The sequence below is a fragment of the Eudoraea sp. genome (assembly GCF_049665975.1).
Lineage (GTDB): Bacteria > Bacteroidota > Bacteroidia > Flavobacteriales > Flavobacteriaceae > Eudoraea.
On record NZ_JBATGR010000066.1, the window covers coordinates 1 to 17,300 of the forward strand.

Annotated in this window: 20 protein-coding genes; 8 read left to right on the top strand and 12 right to left on the bottom strand. The window is 37.7% G+C overall.

Features of this window, described 5'->3' with window-relative positions:
• Window positions 1-7 precede the first annotated feature (7 nt).
• Complete coding sequence (locus tag WBN20_RS02765; RefSeq protein WP_424280624.1) at window positions 8-436, bottom strand: OsmC family protein; 429 nt, start codon at window positions 434-436, stop codon at window positions 8-10.
• A gap of 39 nt (window positions 437-475) precedes the next feature.
• On the opposite strand from WBN20_RS02765, the gene WBN20_RS02770 reads away from it, so the two are divergent.
• A complete protein-coding gene (locus tag WBN20_RS02770; protein ID WP_424280625.1) occupies window positions 476-1,066 on the top strand; it encodes a carboxymuconolactone decarboxylase family protein in 591 nt (196 codons plus the stop codon).
• Between the two features lie 58 nt (window positions 1,067-1,124).
• Here WBN20_RS02770 and rsmI read toward each other — a convergent pair whose 3' ends face one another.
• Together rsmI and WBN20_RS02780 are read right to left on the bottom strand one after the other, a co-directional pair.
• On the bottom strand, window positions 1,125-1,802 hold the full coding sequence (gene rsmI, locus WBN20_RS02775; RefSeq protein ID WP_424280626.1) for a 16S rRNA (cytidine(1402)-2'-O)-methyltransferase: 678 nt from the start codon (window positions 1,800-1,802) through the stop codon (window positions 1,125-1,127).
• A gap of 81 nt (window positions 1,803-1,883) precedes the next feature.
• Window positions 1,884-2,579: a hypothetical protein gene (locus tag WBN20_RS02780; RefSeq protein WP_424272314.1), complete on the bottom strand. Its 696-nt coding sequence runs from the start codon at window positions 2,577-2,579 to the stop codon at window positions 1,884-1,886.
• Between the two features lie 108 nt (window positions 2,580-2,687).
• Here WBN20_RS02780 and WBN20_RS02785 point away from each other — a divergent pair, with 108 nt between their 5' ends.
• The 7 genes from WBN20_RS02785 to arfB all read left to right on the top strand — a co-directional run bounded on the left by WBN20_RS02785 (window position 2,688) and on the right by arfB (window position 9,825).
• Entirely contained in the window at window positions 2,688-3,332 is a 645-nt protein-coding gene (locus tag WBN20_RS02785) for a thymidine kinase (protein WP_424272313.1), read from the top strand.
• Entirely contained in the window at window positions 3,325-4,434 is a 1,110-nt protein-coding gene (alr, locus tag WBN20_RS02790) for an alanine racemase (protein WP_424280627.1), read from the top strand. Before WBN20_RS02785 ends, alr begins: the two co-directional genes overlap by 8 nt.
• Before the next feature lie 84 nt (window positions 4,435-4,518).
• On the top strand, window positions 4,519-4,920 hold the full coding sequence (gene mscL, locus WBN20_RS02795) for a large conductance mechanosensitive channel protein MscL (RefSeq protein ID WP_424275742.1): 402 nt from the start codon (window positions 4,519-4,521) through the stop codon (window positions 4,918-4,920).
• A gap of 200 nt (window positions 4,921-5,120) precedes the next feature.
• Entirely contained in the window at window positions 5,121-6,110 is a 990-nt protein-coding gene (locus WBN20_RS02800; protein ID WP_424275743.1) for an aspartate-semialdehyde dehydrogenase, read from the top strand.
• 90 nt (window positions 6,111-6,200) lie between these two features.
• Window positions 6,201-8,357 (top strand): prolyl oligopeptidase family serine peptidase, encoded by a 2,157-nt coding sequence (locus tag WBN20_RS02805; protein ID WP_424280628.1) that lies wholly within the window; start codon window positions 6,201-6,203, stop codon window positions 8,355-8,357.
• A 74-nt stretch (window positions 8,358-8,431) separates the two neighbouring features.
• Window positions 8,432-9,406, top strand: a complete 975-nt coding sequence (locus WBN20_RS02810) for a sulfate/molybdate ABC transporter ATP-binding protein (protein WP_424271125.1) — start codon at window positions 8,432-8,434, stop codon at window positions 9,404-9,406.
• A 14-nt stretch (window positions 9,407-9,420) separates the two neighbouring features.
• On the top strand, window positions 9,421-9,825 hold the full coding sequence (gene arfB / locus WBN20_RS02815; protein WP_424271126.1) for an alternative ribosome rescue aminoacyl-tRNA hydrolase ArfB: 405 nt from the start codon (window positions 9,421-9,423) through the stop codon (window positions 9,823-9,825).
• 5 nt (window positions 9,826-9,830) lie between these two features.
• Here arfB and WBN20_RS02820 read toward each other — a convergent pair whose 3' ends face one another.
• From WBN20_RS02820 to pdxA, 9 genes are all read right to left on the bottom strand, one after another.
• Window positions 9,831-10,670, bottom strand: coding sequence for a fumarylacetoacetate hydrolase family protein (locus tag WBN20_RS02820; protein WP_424271127.1), 840 nt, complete (start codon window positions 10,668-10,670; stop codon window positions 9,831-9,833).
• A gap of 98 nt (window positions 10,671-10,768) precedes the next feature.
• Entirely contained in the window at window positions 10,769-11,230 is a 462-nt protein-coding gene (locus tag WBN20_RS02825; protein WP_424271128.1) for a 3-oxoacyl-ACP synthase, read from the bottom strand.
• A gap of 1 nt (window position 11,231) precedes the next feature.
• Window positions 11,232-12,344, bottom strand: coding sequence for an NAD(P)/FAD-dependent oxidoreductase (locus WBN20_RS02830; RefSeq protein ID WP_424280629.1), 1,113 nt, complete (start codon window positions 12,342-12,344; stop codon window positions 11,232-11,234).
• 40 nt (window positions 12,345-12,384) lie between these two features.
• Entirely contained in the window at window positions 12,385-13,737 is a 1,353-nt protein-coding gene (gene accC, locus WBN20_RS02835; RefSeq protein WP_424274380.1) for an acetyl-CoA carboxylase biotin carboxylase subunit, read from the bottom strand.
• A gap of 79 nt (window positions 13,738-13,816) precedes the next feature.
• Complete coding sequence (gene accB, locus WBN20_RS02840; protein ID WP_424280630.1) at window positions 13,817-14,314, bottom strand: acetyl-CoA carboxylase biotin carboxyl carrier protein; 498 nt, start codon at window positions 14,312-14,314, stop codon at window positions 13,817-13,819.
• Between the two features lie 12 nt (window positions 14,315-14,326).
• Window positions 14,327-15,331, bottom strand: a complete 1,005-nt coding sequence (locus tag WBN20_RS02845; RefSeq protein ID WP_424280631.1) for a beta-ketoacyl-ACP synthase III — start codon at window positions 15,329-15,331, stop codon at window positions 14,327-14,329.
• 170 nt (window positions 15,332-15,501) lie between these two features.
• Window positions 15,502-15,699, bottom strand: a complete 198-nt coding sequence (gene rpmF, locus WBN20_RS02850) for a 50S ribosomal protein L32 (RefSeq protein WP_424263651.1) — start codon at window positions 15,697-15,699, stop codon at window positions 15,502-15,504.
• A gap of 8 nt (window positions 15,700-15,707) precedes the next feature.
• Window positions 15,708-16,238 (bottom strand): YceD family protein, encoded by a 531-nt coding sequence (locus tag WBN20_RS02855; RefSeq protein ID WP_424273395.1) that lies wholly within the window; start codon window positions 16,236-16,238, stop codon window positions 15,708-15,710.
• A 114-nt stretch (window positions 16,239-16,352) separates the two neighbouring features.
• The coding region (pdxA, locus tag WBN20_RS02860) for a 4-hydroxythreonine-4-phosphate dehydrogenase PdxA (protein WP_424280632.1) at window positions 16,353-17,300 on the bottom strand (948 nt) is incomplete at its 5' end.

A 17,300-nucleotide genomic window follows, 5' to 3' on the forward strand; every position in this document is an offset into this window, starting at 1 on the left:
ATGGGTGTCAATCTTTATGGAATATTGTTTTTATTTCAAGCTTTGCAAACCTTCTGAACATTTCCATTACACCACAATACTTTTCAACAGAAAGATCTATGGCTCTTTGCAATTTTTTTTCATCCAGATTACCTCCCCAAAAATGATATTCTACAGTAACGGAATCATAGTATTTGGGGTGTTCATCCGTTAAATTAGCAATGGTCTCTATTCTAAAGTTCGCCACATCTAGTTTCATTTTTTTTATAAGCATAGCTACATCAAGACCCGAACAACCTGCTAAAGCTGAAAGCATAAGAGCTTTAGGTTTAAGGCCATTGCCCTCTCCTCCATCATCAGGACCGGCATCTATTCTTAAATTTAATCCGGAGGGATTAGTACTTTCAAAGGCCATATTGCCTAACCATTTGGTTGTAATTTGATTTGTTGTGCTCATAATTTTTCGTTTCTTGTGGAATACAAAAATACCACCACTATGCCACTTGTACAACCTCTTAATCCTAATCATGATCAGCAAACTAAAGAATTAGCAGAATTCTTCAATGAAACCCTTGGGTTTTGTCCAAATTCTGTACTAACCATGCAACACAGACCTGCAATATCGAAGGCTTTTATTAACCTTAACAAGGCGGTTATGGCCAATGAAGGAAAGGTGACCTCTGCTCTCAAAAGAATGATTGCATGGGTAAGCAGTAATGCAACTGGTTGTCGTTATTGTCAGGCCCATGCCATAAGAGCTGCAGAACGTTATGGTGCGGGGCAGGAACAATTGGATAATATTTGGGAGTACAGAACTCATCCTGCCTTTTCGGAAGCTGAACGAGCTGCTCTGGATTTTTCCCTGGCCGCTTCACAGGTTCCTAATGCGGTAGATCGAACCATCAAGAATGAATTGTATAAGTATTGGAATGAAGGTGAGATTGTTGAAATGCTGGGAGTAATTTCTCTTTTTGGTTACCTGAATCGTTGGAACGATTCTATGGGAACAACTATTGAGGATGGAGCTGTAGAAAGTGGGGAGCTTTATTTGGGTAAATACGGATGGGAAAAGGGGAAACATAATTAACCTGCATTACTTGCATCAAATTTGTTATTCTTATAATCAGATCCGGGCAAGATTATTGTTATTTTTTACCGGCAACAACGATTACAAATTCTCCTTTTGGTGTTTTGCTTTCAAAATGTTCTAAGACCTCTGATATATTGCCTCTAATGGTTTCTTCATACATTTTAGTAAGTTCCCTGGAAACGGATATTGGCCGTTCAGGCCCAAAACAGCTTACAAATTGTGATAAAGTCTTTAGAAGCTTATGTGGAGACTCATAGAAAACCATAGTTCGGGTTTCTTCTGCCAAATCATTTAATCGGGTTTGTCTGCCTTTTTTAATTGGCAGGAAACCTTCAAAGATAAATCGATCGTTGGGAAGTGCGCTATTAACCAGTGCAGGAACAAAAGCAGTTGCTCCCGGAAGACATTCAATTTCGATTCCGTGTTCAACACAAGCCCGACTTAGTAAAAACCCCGGATCGGAAATAGCGGGAGTACCGGCATCAGAAATAAGTGCAATTTGCTCTCCACTTTTAAGTCTTCGTACAATACCATCTAACGATTTATGTTCATTATGCATATGATGGCTCAGCATTGGAGTGTTTATATTATAGTGCTGTAAAAGTTTATTGCTTGTGCGAGTATCTTCTGCCAATATCAGGTTTACCTCCTTAAGAACTTTAATTGCTCTTAAGGTAATATCCTCCAAATTTCCAATAGGTGTTGGAACAATAAATAACTTGCCTGTTAGCACTGTTTTAAGATCTTACCTTCTTTTTGAGGAAGTATGAGCAATATACATTTCTTATAATTGAAATAATCCCGGTATTAGAACTTATGAGAATCTACGCTCAATAAGAGCAAGAAACCTGGTTTCATATTCTTCCTTTCCTGCCCATAGATTGTAATCTGGTTTAACCATGTTTTCAATGAAGGCCGTAGAACGTTCATGAGAATCAATGGTGTTCAGTTGGGAAATTACCCTGTTGAAGTCCTCTGTGCTATCATTAAAAAGATGTTTAACAAAAGCCAATCTATCGTTTAAACCTACAGTTATTTCCTTGTTTGTGAGTTTGTCATTCAAGGATTTGGGCCTGGAAGCTTCTTTTGTTTCTGGAGAAATATGTGCTGAGGTTTTGTTATTATCGGTCTTTGGGGTCTCAGGTTTTGCCACAAATTCTGCAAAAAGCCTGTCATTTTCTTCGCTGTTTGGCATTTCAGATACCATACCCTTTATCGTATCAATTCCCTGAGTAATAATATCTTCTTCGTGAGGATTATTTTCGGGAACCAATTTACTTTCATTCAAAACGGCATTCGCCATTTTTTCAAACTTGGATGCCAATACATTTTTGGATACATCTATTTCAATATCGTTGAGTTTTTCATCAATGAACTTAAGAACGGCCAATTTTTCGTATAGAGTTCTCGCAGCTTCATATAATTCAGGTATCTCCATTTCTGTAAGACCCCTTGAGGTAATTATATCTGTGGACATCTTAATTAATTCCTCTTTCAGTTTTCGCTTCATTTCTTTTTATTTAGACTAAACAGTAAAGGTCTATCTTTTTTAATACTTTTATATTTCATAATTATAAATAAAGGGTATAAACCCCTTACTTTGCCTTAAAATTACAAAATGTTTCTCGAAAACACTGTTAATCATAAGGAACAATTCGGTTGGATAGAGGTTATCTCCGGCTCAATGTTTTCAGGAAAAACGGAAGAGTTGATTCGCAGGCTTAAACGAGCCCAGTTTGCAAAGCAAAAGGTAGAAATATTTAAGCCTATTGTAGATACCAGATATCATGAAGAGAAAGTAGTCTCTCATGATGAAAATGAAATTCGTTCCACCCCTGTTCCTGCGGCCGCAAATATCCGACTTCTGGCAGACGACTGTGATGTGGTTGGAATAGATGAAGCCCAATTCTTTGATGATGAAATTGTGACTGTTTGCAATGATCTCGCAAATATGGGGATACGTGTTGTTGTTGCCGGACTTGATATGGATTTTAAAGGAAATCCTTTCGGGCCAATGCCCGCTCTAATGGCTACTGCGGAATACGTAACCAAAGTTCATGCTATTTGCACACGTACCGGCAATCTTGCTAATTATAGTTTTAGAAAATCTAATAATGATAAATTGGTGCTATTGGGAGAAACAGAAGAATACGAACCTTTAAGCCGTGCGGCATTCTACAAAGCTATGCTCAAAGAAAAAATTAACAAAATGAAGGTAGAAGCTGAGGAGATAAAGAAAAGTAAAAAAGATGCCAATGCCTAAAGTTAAAGAGACTATACTTGAGTTGGATCTTGAGGCTTTAGAACATAATTACAATTATTTAAGAAGCAAAATACATCCTTCAACCATGTTTTTAGCTGTGGTTAAGGCTTTTGCCTATGGAAGTGATTCCGTGATCATTGCAAAAAAACTGGAGAAACTAGGAGTAGATTATATAGCGGTGGCTTATGCTCATGAAGGAAGGGTTTTGAGGGAGGCAGGAATAAAAACACCAATACTTGTATTGCATGCGCAACCTTCCAATTATACAATGGTTATTAAAAATTGTCTGGAACCCAGTTTATATTCCCCCAGAGTGCTCCGTGAATTTCTTAAAACTTCTAAGACAGAAAAACAAAAAGCCTATCCCGTACATTTAAAATTCAACACAGGCCTCAACAGGCTTGGATTTTCGGAAAATGATATAGATTATATTGCCGGGCAAGTTGAGGATAGAAAAGAATTGAAAATAAAATCAATATTTTCTCATTTAGCGGCCTCTGAAGACAAGTCTGAAGAAGAATTCAGCCAAAATCAAATTAAATCCTTTGAAAAGATTGCCGAGAAATTTACTTCCAAATTAAAAATTAGGCCATTTATGCATATTCTCAATACCTCTGGAATATTCAATTATCCTGAAGCACAATTCCAAATGGTGCGAAGCGGTATTGGCCTTTACGGATATGGAAATGAAGTCAGGTATGATGCCAAGTTGCGACCTGTGGCTACATTAAAAACAATAATCTCGCAGATACACAAGATAGAACCTAATGAAAGTGTGGGTTACAATAGAGCTTTTATTGCCGGGGGCACCAAAAAAACTGCAACTCTGCCTCTTGGGCATGCTGACGGAATAGGAAGGCAATATGGTAATGGAAAAGCTTCGGTTTTAGTGAATAATATGGAGGCACCAATTATTGGAAATGTTTGTATGGATATGATCATGATAGACGTAACGGGCATTGATTGCAAGGAAGGTGATGAGGTAATTGTTTTTGGAAAAGGACATTCCGCAGAGATTTTTGCAGCCCAAGTAAACACAATTTCCTATGAAATTCTAAGCGGTATATCTCACAGAGTTAAAAGGGTAGTTACGGGAGTTTGATATGCTATTTAACATATTGTTAAGAACAATTAATTTGAGTATCTTACGTCGCATTTATTATCTAACCATTTAAAAACTAACGTAATGTTAAAAGAATTTAAAAATTTTATTATGACTGGCAATGTAATTGATTTTGCAGTTGCTGTAATTATGGCCGGGGCCATAGGCCTTGTTATTAATGGCTTCGTAGCCGACATTATTATGCCAATTGTAGGTGAATTTGCCGGAGGTGTAGATTTTGCCAATTTAAAATATGTCCTCACAGAAACCTCAGGGACTGAAGGAGAAGCTGGCTATGTAGCAGAAAATGCAGTTCGATGGGGCGCATGGGTAAACACCATTGTTAATCTTTTAATTGTAGGATTTGTAATGTTTCTTATTGTTAAGGCTTATAACAAAACAAAAACGCCACCTGCACCACCTGCACCCTCTGGTCCAAGTCAGGAAGAACTATTAACACAAATAAGAGATTTATTAAAAAAATAAGAAGAAATAAAACTCCTTTTAAGGGAGTTACCGCTACATTACTAAATTAAAGGCCACCAATTAGATTTCGCAAAATAAATTGGTGGCTATTTTTTATATGTGTTCTAATTATAACAATTTGTTATAATTCTATAAATCTAATAAAAAGTCTTGTTCATCAACATTGGTTACAATACCTTTGAGCTCTAAATAGTAAAAACATGAAGGTAGCTGTAGTAGGCGCAACCGGAATGGTTGGCGAAGTAATGCTGAAAGTGCTAAAGGAGCGAGATTTTCCAATTACTGAACTATTATTGGTCGCTTCTGAGCGCTCTGTAGGAAAAAAGATGTCCTATAACGGGCAATCCATAAGTGTAATAGGCCTTGCTGAAGCCGTAGCTGCACGTCCGGATTTGGCCATTTTTTCTGCCGGCGGGGATACATCACTAAAATGGGCGCCAAAATTTGCATCAGCTGGCACCACGGTAATTGATAATTCGTCGGCCTGGCGTATGGATCCTGAAAAAAAATTGGTTGTTCCGGAAATCAATGCAAATAAATTAACCAAAGAAGATAAAATAATTGCCAATCCAAATTGTTCTACTATTCAACTTGTTATGGTACTGGCTCCCTTACATGCAAAATATAAAATGAGGCGGGTGGTCGTTTCAACCTATCAATCCGTTTCGGGAACCGGGGTAAAAGCTGTTAAACAGTTAGAGAATGAAATGGCCGGAATACAAGGTGAAATGGCATATCCATATCCTATCAACAGGAATGCCCTGCCCCATTGTGACGTTTTTATGGAAAATGGGTATACCAAAGAAGAAATGAAGTTGGCCAGGGAACCTCAAAAGATACTAGACGACCGTACATTTTCTATTTCAGCAACCGCCGTGCGCATTCCTACTGCTGGAGGTCATTCTGAATCCGTGAACGTTGAATTTGAATCTGACTTTGAACTAAATGAAATAAGAAGAATTCTGAACAATACTCCGGGAGTCGTTGTACAGGACAATCCGGATACCAACACTTATCCAATGCCGGTTTATGCTCATGACAAAGACGATGTTTTTGTAGGACGAATACGAAGAGATGAAACGCAGCGAAATACTCTAAACATGTGGATAGTTGCCGATAATCTCAGAAAAGGTGCTGCTACCAATGCCATTCAAATAGCTGAATACCTGGTGGACAATAAACTTCTCTGATAGCCCTATCATAAAATTTGTTAAACCATTAATGCAATAGAAATAAAAGGTTTTTTTATGGTATTTTTAGCCCTTAAAAAATTATGCCTGATGAGAAATTTTGGAATACTATTACTTCTAATTTTGATTAACGCTTCTTGCAAAAATTCAGAAAAAAAAGACAGCATTACCGTGAATTATCCATTGACCAAAAAAGCAGATACCGTTGACAATTATTTTGGGACTACAGTCAACGATCCCTATCGCTGGTTAGAAGATGACCGTAGCGAAGAAACGGAAAAATGGGTTAAACAAGAAAACGCTGTCACTTTTGGCTATTTGGATAAAATACCGTTCAGGAAAGATCTGAAGAACAGATTAGAGCAACTATGGAACTATGAGAAACTTAGTTCCCCTTTTAAAGAGGGTGAATATACCTACTTTTATAAAAACGATGGTTTGCAAAACCAATATGTAGTATATCGTCAAAAGGAGAATCAGGAAGCCGAAGTTTTTTTAGACCCAAATAGTTTTTCAGAAGATGGAACTACTTCATTAATGGGGTTGAGTTTTACAAAAGATGGTTCTATGGCTGCCTACTCCATTTCCGAGGGAGGTAGTGACTGGAGGAAGGTAATTGTTATAGAGACCGAAGAGAAGACTATTGTTGAAGACACCCTCAATGATGTAAAATTTAGCGGCCTTTCCTGGTTTGGGAATGAAGGTTTATATTATTCAAGCTATGACAAACCTAAAGGCAGTGAACTCTCTGATAAGACAGACCAACATAAACTATATTATCATAAACTGGGCACTCCGCAAAGTGATGATGCTTTAATTTTTGGGGGTGTTCCTGAAGAAAAACACAGATATATAGGTGCAAGTGTGACTGAGGATAATAATTATCTCCTTATTTCAGCTGCAAATTCTACCTCGGGTAATAAGCTTTATTTAAAAGATTTGAAAAAGCCAGACAGTAAGCTGGTAACTCTATTAGATCACGAAGATTCAGATACCAATGTCCTTGAAAATGTAGGTTCTAAGCTTTACCTGGTTACCAATTTAAATGCTCCTAATAAGAAGATCATAACTGTAGATGCTTCAGACCCAGGTCAAGAAAACTGGGAAGAATTTATTCCTGAAACGGAGAATGTTCTTAGCCCAAATACCGGCGGGGGTTACTTCTTTGCAGAGTATATGATAGATGCGATATCCAAAGTTTTTCAATATGACTATGAGGGTAAACTTATACGTGAAATAGAGCTTCCCGGTATAGGTAGTGCAAGCGGTTTTGGTGGTAAAAAAGAAGAAAAAGAATTTTACTTTTCATTTACTAATTATTATACTCCGGGTTCCTCTTATAAATACAACGTTGAAACAGGTAATTATGTCCCCCACTGGACACCGGAAATTGATTTCAATTCAGATGATTATGAGTCTAAGCAGGTGTTTTACACCTCCAAAGATGGAACAGAAATCCCAATGATTATAACCTATAAAAAGGGACTAAAACTTAATTCCAAAAACCCTACTATACTTTATGGTTATGGCGGGTTCAATATTAGTCTTACCCCTTCTTTCAGTATTGTCAATGCCGTTTGGATGGAACAAGGAGGTGTTTATGCAGTACCTAATTTGAGGGGTGGTGGAGAATATGGAAAAAAATGGCACAATTCTGGTATAAAAACCAAAAAGCAAAATGTATTTGACGATTTTATAGCTGCGGCAGAGTACCTTATAGAGAATAAATATACCTCATCGGAAAACCTGGCAATAAGAGGGGGTTCTAATGGTGGTCTTTTAGTGGGGGCTACGATGACTCAAAGACCTGAACTCATGAAAGTGGCGCTACCGGCTGTAGGTGTTCTGGACATGCTGCGTTATCATACGTTCACTGCAGGAGCAGGATGGCACTATGATTATGGTACTTCTGAAGATAGTGAAGAAATGTTTCAATACCTGAAAGCTTATTCCCCCATTCACAATGTAAAAGAAGGAGTCGAATATCCTGCCACCTTGATTACAACAGGAGACCATGATGATCGGGTTGTACCCGCCCATAGCTTTAAATTTGCAGCCGAACTTCAGGAGAAGCAATCTGGTTCTAACCCTACTCTTATTCGGATTGAAACTAATGCAGGGCATGGAGCAGGGACCCCTGTGAGTAAAATAATTGAACAATATGCCGATATTTTTGCATTTACTTTTTATAATATGAACTATAAGGAGCTGCCAAATAAGGCCGTGATAAAGGAATTTAAGGAGTAACTATCAATAATTCAGAGCAAAATCCGTTTCTGTGGAAACGGATTTTTTATTAGAAGTCGTTTAAGATAAAAGTCATGTTAAAAATAACCGGTCTATCTTTTGCCTATGACAAGGATTCTGTACTGGATGATATTAGTTTCTCTGTTGATAGAGGAGAACATCTGGGAATAATGGGTGAAAGCGGATGTGGTAAAAGCACCTTATTAAAGCTAATTTACGGATCTCTTCAACCGGCTCAGGGAGAACTTTATTGGGGGAAAAAACAAATTAAGGGGCCGCAATATAATCTTGTCCCCGGAGAGTCCTACATGAAGTATATGTCGCAGGGGTTCGACCTTATGGGGGTTACTACCGTGGCTGAAAATATTTCTGAATTTCTTTCCGTATTTTATCCCAAAGAACTAAAAGAACGTACTGAAGAGTTGCTTGATATTATAGAAATGAAAAGGTTTGCAAAAACCAAAGTAAAGAATCTTAGTATTGGACAGCAACAACGCGTTGCCCTGGCGAGGGCTTTAGCCCAGAAACCTGAGGTATTGCTACTGGATGAACCATTTAGTCATATAGATAATTTCAGAAAAAACAGCTTAAGAAGAAATCTGTTTAACTATCTGAAGGAAGAGAAGATAACTTGCTTAACCGCCACTCATGACCACAATGATATACTGCCATTTGCAGATAACGTACTCGTACTAAAGGATACGCAGATATTAGCACAGGAACCAATTCTTAAATTATATAAGACTCCCCGAAATCTTTATATTGCTTCTCTTTTTGGCGAAGCCAATTTGGTTCCTATCAATATTATCAAATCATACGCAGATACCCAACGAAAAATTATTGTATACGCGCATGAATTTAAGGTATCCCGAAATTCCGGTCTCCCTGTGGTTGTAAAAAAAACCTATCCGATGGGAAGTCATTATCTGGTTGAAGGATTTACAGAAGAGCAAATAATCTATTTCAATTCAGAACAGAATATAGAGATCGAAACAGAAGTTTTTCTCAATATTTCCATTGAAACAATTAACCAACGGTTAAAACTCTAATCTACCTTTGCACGATGAACAAAGACTTGGTTTTACAGGAATTAAAGTTCAGAGCCGTCCGAAGCGGTGGTGCAGGTGGCCAGCATGTTAATAAAGTATCCACAAAAGTAGAACTTATTTTAAACCTGGCGCGTTCCAAAGCATTTAATCAATCTGAAAAAGAACGCTTATTTAAAAAACTCAAAAAACGACTTACATCAGAAAATAAACTCCGGGTTCTATGTGATGAATCACGGAGTCAACATAAGAATCGGGAAATTGCAGAAGACCGTTTACTAAAACTACTGGAGGAAGCGCTTAAAGTTCCAAAAAAGCGTAAAAAAACTTCTCCTTCAAAAGCTTCAGTAGAGAAAAGATTAAAAAGTAAAAGAGTAGTAGCAAAGAAGAAAACGAGCCGGAAAAAACCGGAAGATGAATAAATTTATTATTGGTCAACAGTATTTATTAAAGTGCCAATTCCATCAATTTCAATTTTTATTTCATCATCTTTTTGCAAAGTAAAATCAGCAGACGGTACTATCCCGGTTCCTGTCATTAAAAGGCTGCCAAAGGGAAAAGAATTTTCTGCATAGAGGTAACTTACCAAATCTTCAAACTTGCGTTTTATTTGATCAATCGCAATCTCACCGGTGAATACCTGTTTCCCAGCCCTGATTATTTCAAGCCGTATTATTGTTGATTTAGGAAGGGGTCCCTCAACGACTAAAATACAGGGACCAATAGCTGCGGAACCATCATAAGTCTTTGCCTGGGGTAAATACAAAGGATTTTCTCCTTCAATACTTCTGGAACTCATATCATTCCCAATAGTATATCCAATAATTTTACCGGTTGAACTAATTACAAGCGTTAACTCAGGTTCCGGAACATCCCAGGTAGAATCTTTTCTTATCCTAACTTTACCTCCTGAACCAACCGCTCTGTAGCCCATAGACTTAAAGAATAATTCTGGCCGTTCGGCAACATATACTCTGGCATAAAAATTACTGCCTCCTTTTTCTCTTGATTCCTCCTCACGTCCTAGTTTGCTATTGAAATAAGTAACTCCACTAGCCCAGATCTCCTGTTTTTCTGCGGGGGCAAGGAATCCTCTTTTTACATAAGCTTCCGGATCTTGTACGGGATCCATCCCGGAAATCAGATGCTCAATCTTTGTAAAAAGGTTATCGTCATTAATAAACGAATCCCAATCTTCCCCTGCCAGAAGATAGAATAATCCTTTTTTTTCAATCAGAATCCCATTATATACCCTAAAAACTTTCATATTAATATGGATTATGTAAAGGTTGCCGGTGGCATAGAACAATTTATTGAAAAATATATTATTCTTAGTAGTTTTAAGGAATTCCTTTATTAAAAAGGTTAAAGAACCTTTTTAATACAAATCGTTTTTTGATTAAAATCAAAACAATGCCCTACAGATTTTCCCAATAAATTTTTTCCAATAGGACTAAGTGAAGAAACACAATATATTTGGGTGGGGCCCTTTTTGAAGGCTCCCGCCGAAATTGAAATATAATACACCCCCTCTGTGGTAATCACAAGACTGCCCTGACCAATATTTGTGTGGCTTGCCAGTTTACTAATCCCTGCTAAAGCCTGTCTCATCTTTTCCGCTTCATATAGCTGATGCCCCAACTTCTCCCTTTCAAGTTGGATCATAGCCCTCCCCGTTTCATGTTTATCCCCAGCGCTACTCTTTGTCTCAGATTTTAGAGAATCGTTGATGCTATTTATATTATTCTGGATGCGTTGAATCCTATCCCCTGCAAATGATTCACAAAATCTACGTAATTCGTCCTTAATGGTTACTGAAATTTCCATATCAGGCCAAATCGGCTAATTTTTTTCCCACCAGGCTACCTATTGCAATCCCCATTCCTCCAAGCCTTACTCCGCATATTAAGTTATCCGAAAGTTGCTTTACAATTGGTCTCTTTGTATTACCTATCCCCATAATTCCGCTCCATCTGCGTTCAATTTCAAAATCTGTGTTAGGCAATATGATTTCTTGTAACATGCTGTCCAGGCGATTCTGAATTAGTTGTGTTTCTCCAAATTCTGATGTTTCTTCCGTTTTGAAATCCAGATTTCTACCCCCGCCTAGAAGGATACGATTATCAATATTTCTAAAGTAATAAAATCCCTCATCGAGGTGAAAAGTACCTTTAATCTGAAGATTTTTAATTGGTTTTGTTATCAAAACCTGCGCCCTCGCGGGTTTAACATCTTCATTTAGAAGCTGAGCTGCAAATCCATTTGTGGCGATTATAAGCTTTCTTGTCTCAAATTCAAATTGGTTGGTACAAACCTTTACGCTTCCAAGACTGTCATCAAAAGAGGTAAGGGTAATTGAATTTAATATATTTACTCCAGCATTAAGGACCAATGAAAGCAAAGCATTCATCATAGCTCCGGTATTAATTTGTGCTTCAAACCTACTGGTGATATATTGATTCTGAATCTTATTAAAGTTAAAATTGTTTGGATGGAAATAATATGCATCTTCGCCATAAACAGGCTTGAGCAAATTATTAATTGTACTGAGAGATTGGGAGCAGTCGCTAAATAATTTGGTGTGTTCTTTTAAAAAAAGTTCATGCCCTCCATGTTGTTGAAAATCTATTTTGGAATCCCCCAAAGTAGCGCGCAATAATTGAATCCCTTCCCATCTGCTTTTTACCAGTTCTAACACTTCTTGCTGAGAATGGGTTTTAAGGTCGCTAACAATTTCTGAGATACTCCCAAAACATGCAAATCCCGCATTTTTTGTACTCGCACCCTGGGGTAAAGTACCTTTTTCAAGAATTAATATTTTTGCTTTTGGATATTTTTTGCTCAAATAATATGCGCAATTAAGCCCCACAATACCACTTCCAACAATAGTAAAATCAATGTTGGATAACCAAGTTTTATATTCCCAATAACTAAGATTCATTGTTTTATAAAAAACTCCGACGATTGCCGGAGTTCATATTCTATTCTTCTGGTTTAGGATCCATTTTAAAATCTTCCATGAATTTGGTGGTATAATTCCCCGCCAGGTAATCCGGATGGTCCATTAATTGCCTGTGAAACGGAATAGTTGTAGCTATTCCTTCAATTACAAATTCGTCCAAAGCTCGTTTCATTTTATTTATTGCCTCTTCCCTGGTCTGGGCTGAAGTAATCAGCTTGGCAATCATGGAATCATAATTCGGAACAATTGTATATCCGCTGTAAACATGCGTATCTAATCGAACCCCATGACCTCCAGGGGTGTGTAATGTAGTTATTTTGCCAGGTGAAGGCCTGAAATCATTATAGGGGTCTTCTGCGTTAATCCTGCATTCAATGGCATGAAGTTTTGGGACATAATTTTTGCCCGAAATAGGCACTCCGCCAGCTACGAGAATCTGTTCCCTAATCAAGTCATAATCCACTACCTGTTCAGTAATAGGATGTTCTACCTGAATACGTGTATTCATTTCCATAAAATAAAATTCACGGTGCTTATCTACCAAGAATTCTACTGTTCCGGCACCTTCATATTTTATAAACTCCGCCGCCTTTACTGCAGCATTTCCCATAGCTTCCCTAAGGTTATCTGTCATAAAAGGGGAAGGGGTTTCTTCCGTGAGTTTCTGATGTCTGCGCTGGATTGAGCAATCTCGTTCTGAAAGGTGACATGCATTCCCATATTGGTCACCTATAACTTGAATTTCAATATGCCTGGGTTCTTCAATAAGCTTTTCCATGTACATCGCGCCATTTCCAAAGGCGGCCGTAGCCTCCTGCACGGCACTTTCAAAAGCCGCTTCAATATTCTCTTCCTTCCAAACGGCCCTCATGCCTTTTCCACCACCACCGGCAGTAGCTTTTAGCATTACGGGGTATCCCATCTTCTTTGCTTCCTTTTTGGCATGCCTAACATCTTTCAGCAAACCTTCTGAACCTGGAATTACCGGTACCCCAGCCAATTTCATGGTTTCTTTGGCCGTAGCCTTATCGCCCATTTTATCAATCTGATCTCCGGATGCACCAATAAATTTAATTTCATGCTCTGCACAAATTCTAGAAAATTTAGAATTTTCTGATAAAAATCCATAGCCAGGATGAATTGCATCTGCATTCGTGATTTCTGCTGCTGCAATTATATTGGGTATTTTCAAATAGGACTCGCTACTGGGTGCAGGGCCAATACAAACCGCCTCATCCGCAAACCGGACATGTAAGCTCTCTTCATCTGCTTTGGAGTAAACAGCCACGGTTTTTATGCCCATTTCCTTGCAGGTACGTATAATACGTAAGGCTATTTCACCTCGATTTGCAATAAGTATTTTTTTAAACATAGCTTTTACTATAGAATTCTCAAGAACCCGGATTCAAATACTTAAAAATGTTTTTGATTACAAGTTCTTATAAATAAAATTAAGAGGGATCTACCAGGAACAATGGCTGGTCAAATTCTACCGGAGAAGAATCCTCAACTAATACTTTTATGATTTTACCTGAAACTTCAGATTCAATATCATTGAATAGTTTCATTGCTTCAATTACACATAGTACATCACCCTGTGCTATATTGGCGCCAACCTCAACAAATGCAGGTTTGTCCGGAGATGGTTTTCTATAAAAAGTCCCTATAATGGGAGATTTAATAGTAATATATCTGGAATCCTCTTCTGGGCTGGATGCATCTGTATTTGCACCAGAGGCACCATCACCTTCGGTTGGTGCAGGAGTTAAGGATTGTCCCACCGGAGCTGTCCCTACCGGAATTTGCTGTAAATAGGTAGTAGTTTCCGGAGCAGGATTTAAGGCCCCAGTTCTAATAGTGATCTTAATATCATCGGTTTCCAGCTTTACTTCGCTCGCTCCCGATTTTGCTACAAATTTAATTAGACTTTGAATTTCTTTTATATCCATGGAATTCTATTTTTATTCGTTATTGCTATTATATGCCCATTTTAAATATATGGATCCCCAGGTGAATCCACCGCCAAAAGCCGCAAATACCAGATCATCCCCTTTTTTAAGTTTCTTTTCGTAATCAGAAAGCAGTAATGGTAAGGTTGCCGAAGTTGTATTACCATATTTATCAATATTCATCATCACTTTGGAAGATTCCAATTCCATTCTGTTTGCTGTAGCGTCTATAATTCTTTTGTTCGCCTGATGCGGGATTAACCAATCTACATCATCATGTGTGAGATTATTACGTTCCATTATTTTGGCAGCCACATCGGCCATATTTGAAACAGCAAATTTAAAAACCGATTTCCCGTCCTGATAAACATAATGTTTTTTGTTTTTGACGGTTTCTTCAGAAGAAGGCATTAACGATCCCCCTGCTTCAATCTTTAAAAACTCTCTTCCCTTACCATCCGATCTCAAATATTCGTCCTGCAATCCTAATCCCTCAGAATTGGCTTCAAAGAGAACCGCTCCGGCCCCATCACCAAAAATAATACAGGTGGTTCTTTCAGTGTAATCAAGAATAGAAGACATTTTATCTGCTCCTATCAGAAGGACCTTTTTATACTTGCCAGATTCTATATAGCGCGCTGCGGCAGACATCCCAAATAAAAAGTTTGAGCAGGCGGCCTGCATGTCAAAGGAAAAGGCATTTACAGCCCCAATTTGTGAAGCAACATAGGCGGATGTTGAAGCAACCGGTAAATCTGGTGTTGCAGTTCCAACAATAACCAAATCAATATCAGCAGGATCCAAATTAGACTTACTAATTAAATTTTCAGCCGCTTTAATAGCCAGGTAAGAAGTCCCTTTATCCTTATCTTTAAGTATTCTTCTTTCCTTAATCCCTGTTCTGGTGGTAATCCATTCGTCTGTGGTATCAACCATGGTTTCCAACATTTTATTGGTTAACCTGAAGTCTGGTACATAAGCCCCTACAGCTGTAATTGCCGCTGTTATTCTACCCATAGTAAGTTTGGTTTTATCAAGAAACCCTAAAAAATGGTCGAAAATTGGTGAAAAATAGTCATTTTTTAGGACTTTTTGCCTAAAAAGGTAATTTTTAAAGATTTTAGTCTACTCCATAAAAAAACTCCCATTAATTATAAGTGGGAGTCTAAAATTATAGCAAGAGTATGCTATACTGTTTCTTCTTCTGTTTTATCAATTAGAACTTGTCCGCGGTAATACAATTTACCTTCGTGCCAATGAGCTCTGTGATAAAGATGCATTTCTCCTGTTGTTGGATCCTTTGCAAGAGTTGGCGCTATGGCCTTATAGTGAGTTCTTCTCTTATCTCTTCTTGTTCTGGATATTTTCCTTTTAGGATGTGCCATTTTGTAATCTATTTATCCGTTAGTAATTTTTTTAATGCCTCCCATCTGGGATCTATTTTATTTTTGTCTTTCTTGTTCTCTTTTGGTTGCAATTCTTCAAGCCTCTTAAGTGCTTTGGAATCTAATGTGCCGTCTAATACCCCCGGGTGTATACGTTTGGAAGGTACTGACAATATTATCATTTCGTAAACGTATTGCGAAATATTAACCTGATGGTCTCCATGTGGAATAATGAGTATCTCATCATCTTCGTCATTGTAAACGGCCCCAAACTTTACCAAAAGTTTCAAAGAAGCTTTTATTTTTTGATCATAGGGTTCATTTGTAAGATCGCAATAGAGATTTACTGTTCCCTTAGTCTTCATTTCAAGCTCAAGAACTGTTGACATCCTGTCTAATACAATGTGAAGTTTAATCTCCGCATCATTAAATTCATGGTAATCAAAAGATTCAAAGAACGTATTGTCTATTTGATATTCAAACTTGTGTTTCCCTTGTTTTAATCCTGCAAAAGGAATACTGTATTCCTTATTCTTCATCTCTTTATACACTAGTTTAAGGCGTGCAAAGATACTTTTTTTTTCTAAAACCCCAATTAAAAAGAAAATATATTTCTTAGGAATTATGTTTAAACTAATGACGTTATATTAATATCATGCTCGTTTCATATTCTGTTTTTGCAATGGATTTTTCATGAGTTTTTGAAACTCTTTCCTTTTCCTGAAAATATTTATTGCCATAAAAACTGCTTCTTTAAATGAACCCGGATCTGCTTCTCCTTTACCTGCTATTTCGTATGCCGTACCATGATAAGGAGATGTACGTATTTTTGAAAGACCAGCAGTAAAATTGACCCCCTTCCCAAAAGAGAGGGTTTTAAATGGGATTAAACCCTGATCGTGATACGCTGCCAGAATTGCATCAAAGCTCTTATATCCTTCAGATCCGAAAAAACTGTCCGCTGCATAAGGGCCATATACCAAGTGTCCCTCATCTGATAATTCACGAATAACCGGCTTTAATACTTCATCATCCTCTTTGCCGATGACCCCGTTATCTCCGCTATGAGGATTAATCCCCAAAAGAGCAATTTTTGGTTTTCGTATCCCAAAATCCATTCTTAATGTCTCTTCCATGATCCGGATTTTATTGCGTATAACTTTAGGTGTAATGGCCTCAGGTACATCTTTTACAGCCAGATGATCTGTTAACAATCCTATCCTTAAGGTATCAGTGACCATAAACATTAAACTTTCTCCTTCCAGTTCACTCGCCAGATAATCTGTATGTCCAGGGAAGTTAAAATCCTTGGTTTGTATATTGTTTTTGTTAATAGGAGCCGTTACAAGTAAATCTATTTCATTCTTTTTTAAGGCATCAACGGCAGCCCGAAGTGACTTTAAAGCATAGGCGCCACTTTCTTCCGTAGCTTTCCCATATTGTATATTTGGCATCTCGTTCCAAACATTTATTACATTAACTTTTCCCGCTATGGCCCTTGAAACTTCCTTAATGCCATTGTAGTTAATATCGATTCCGAGGTCGTTCTTCTGTTTAGATATGGTCTTGTTTGACGCAAAAATAATTGGGGTGCAAAAATC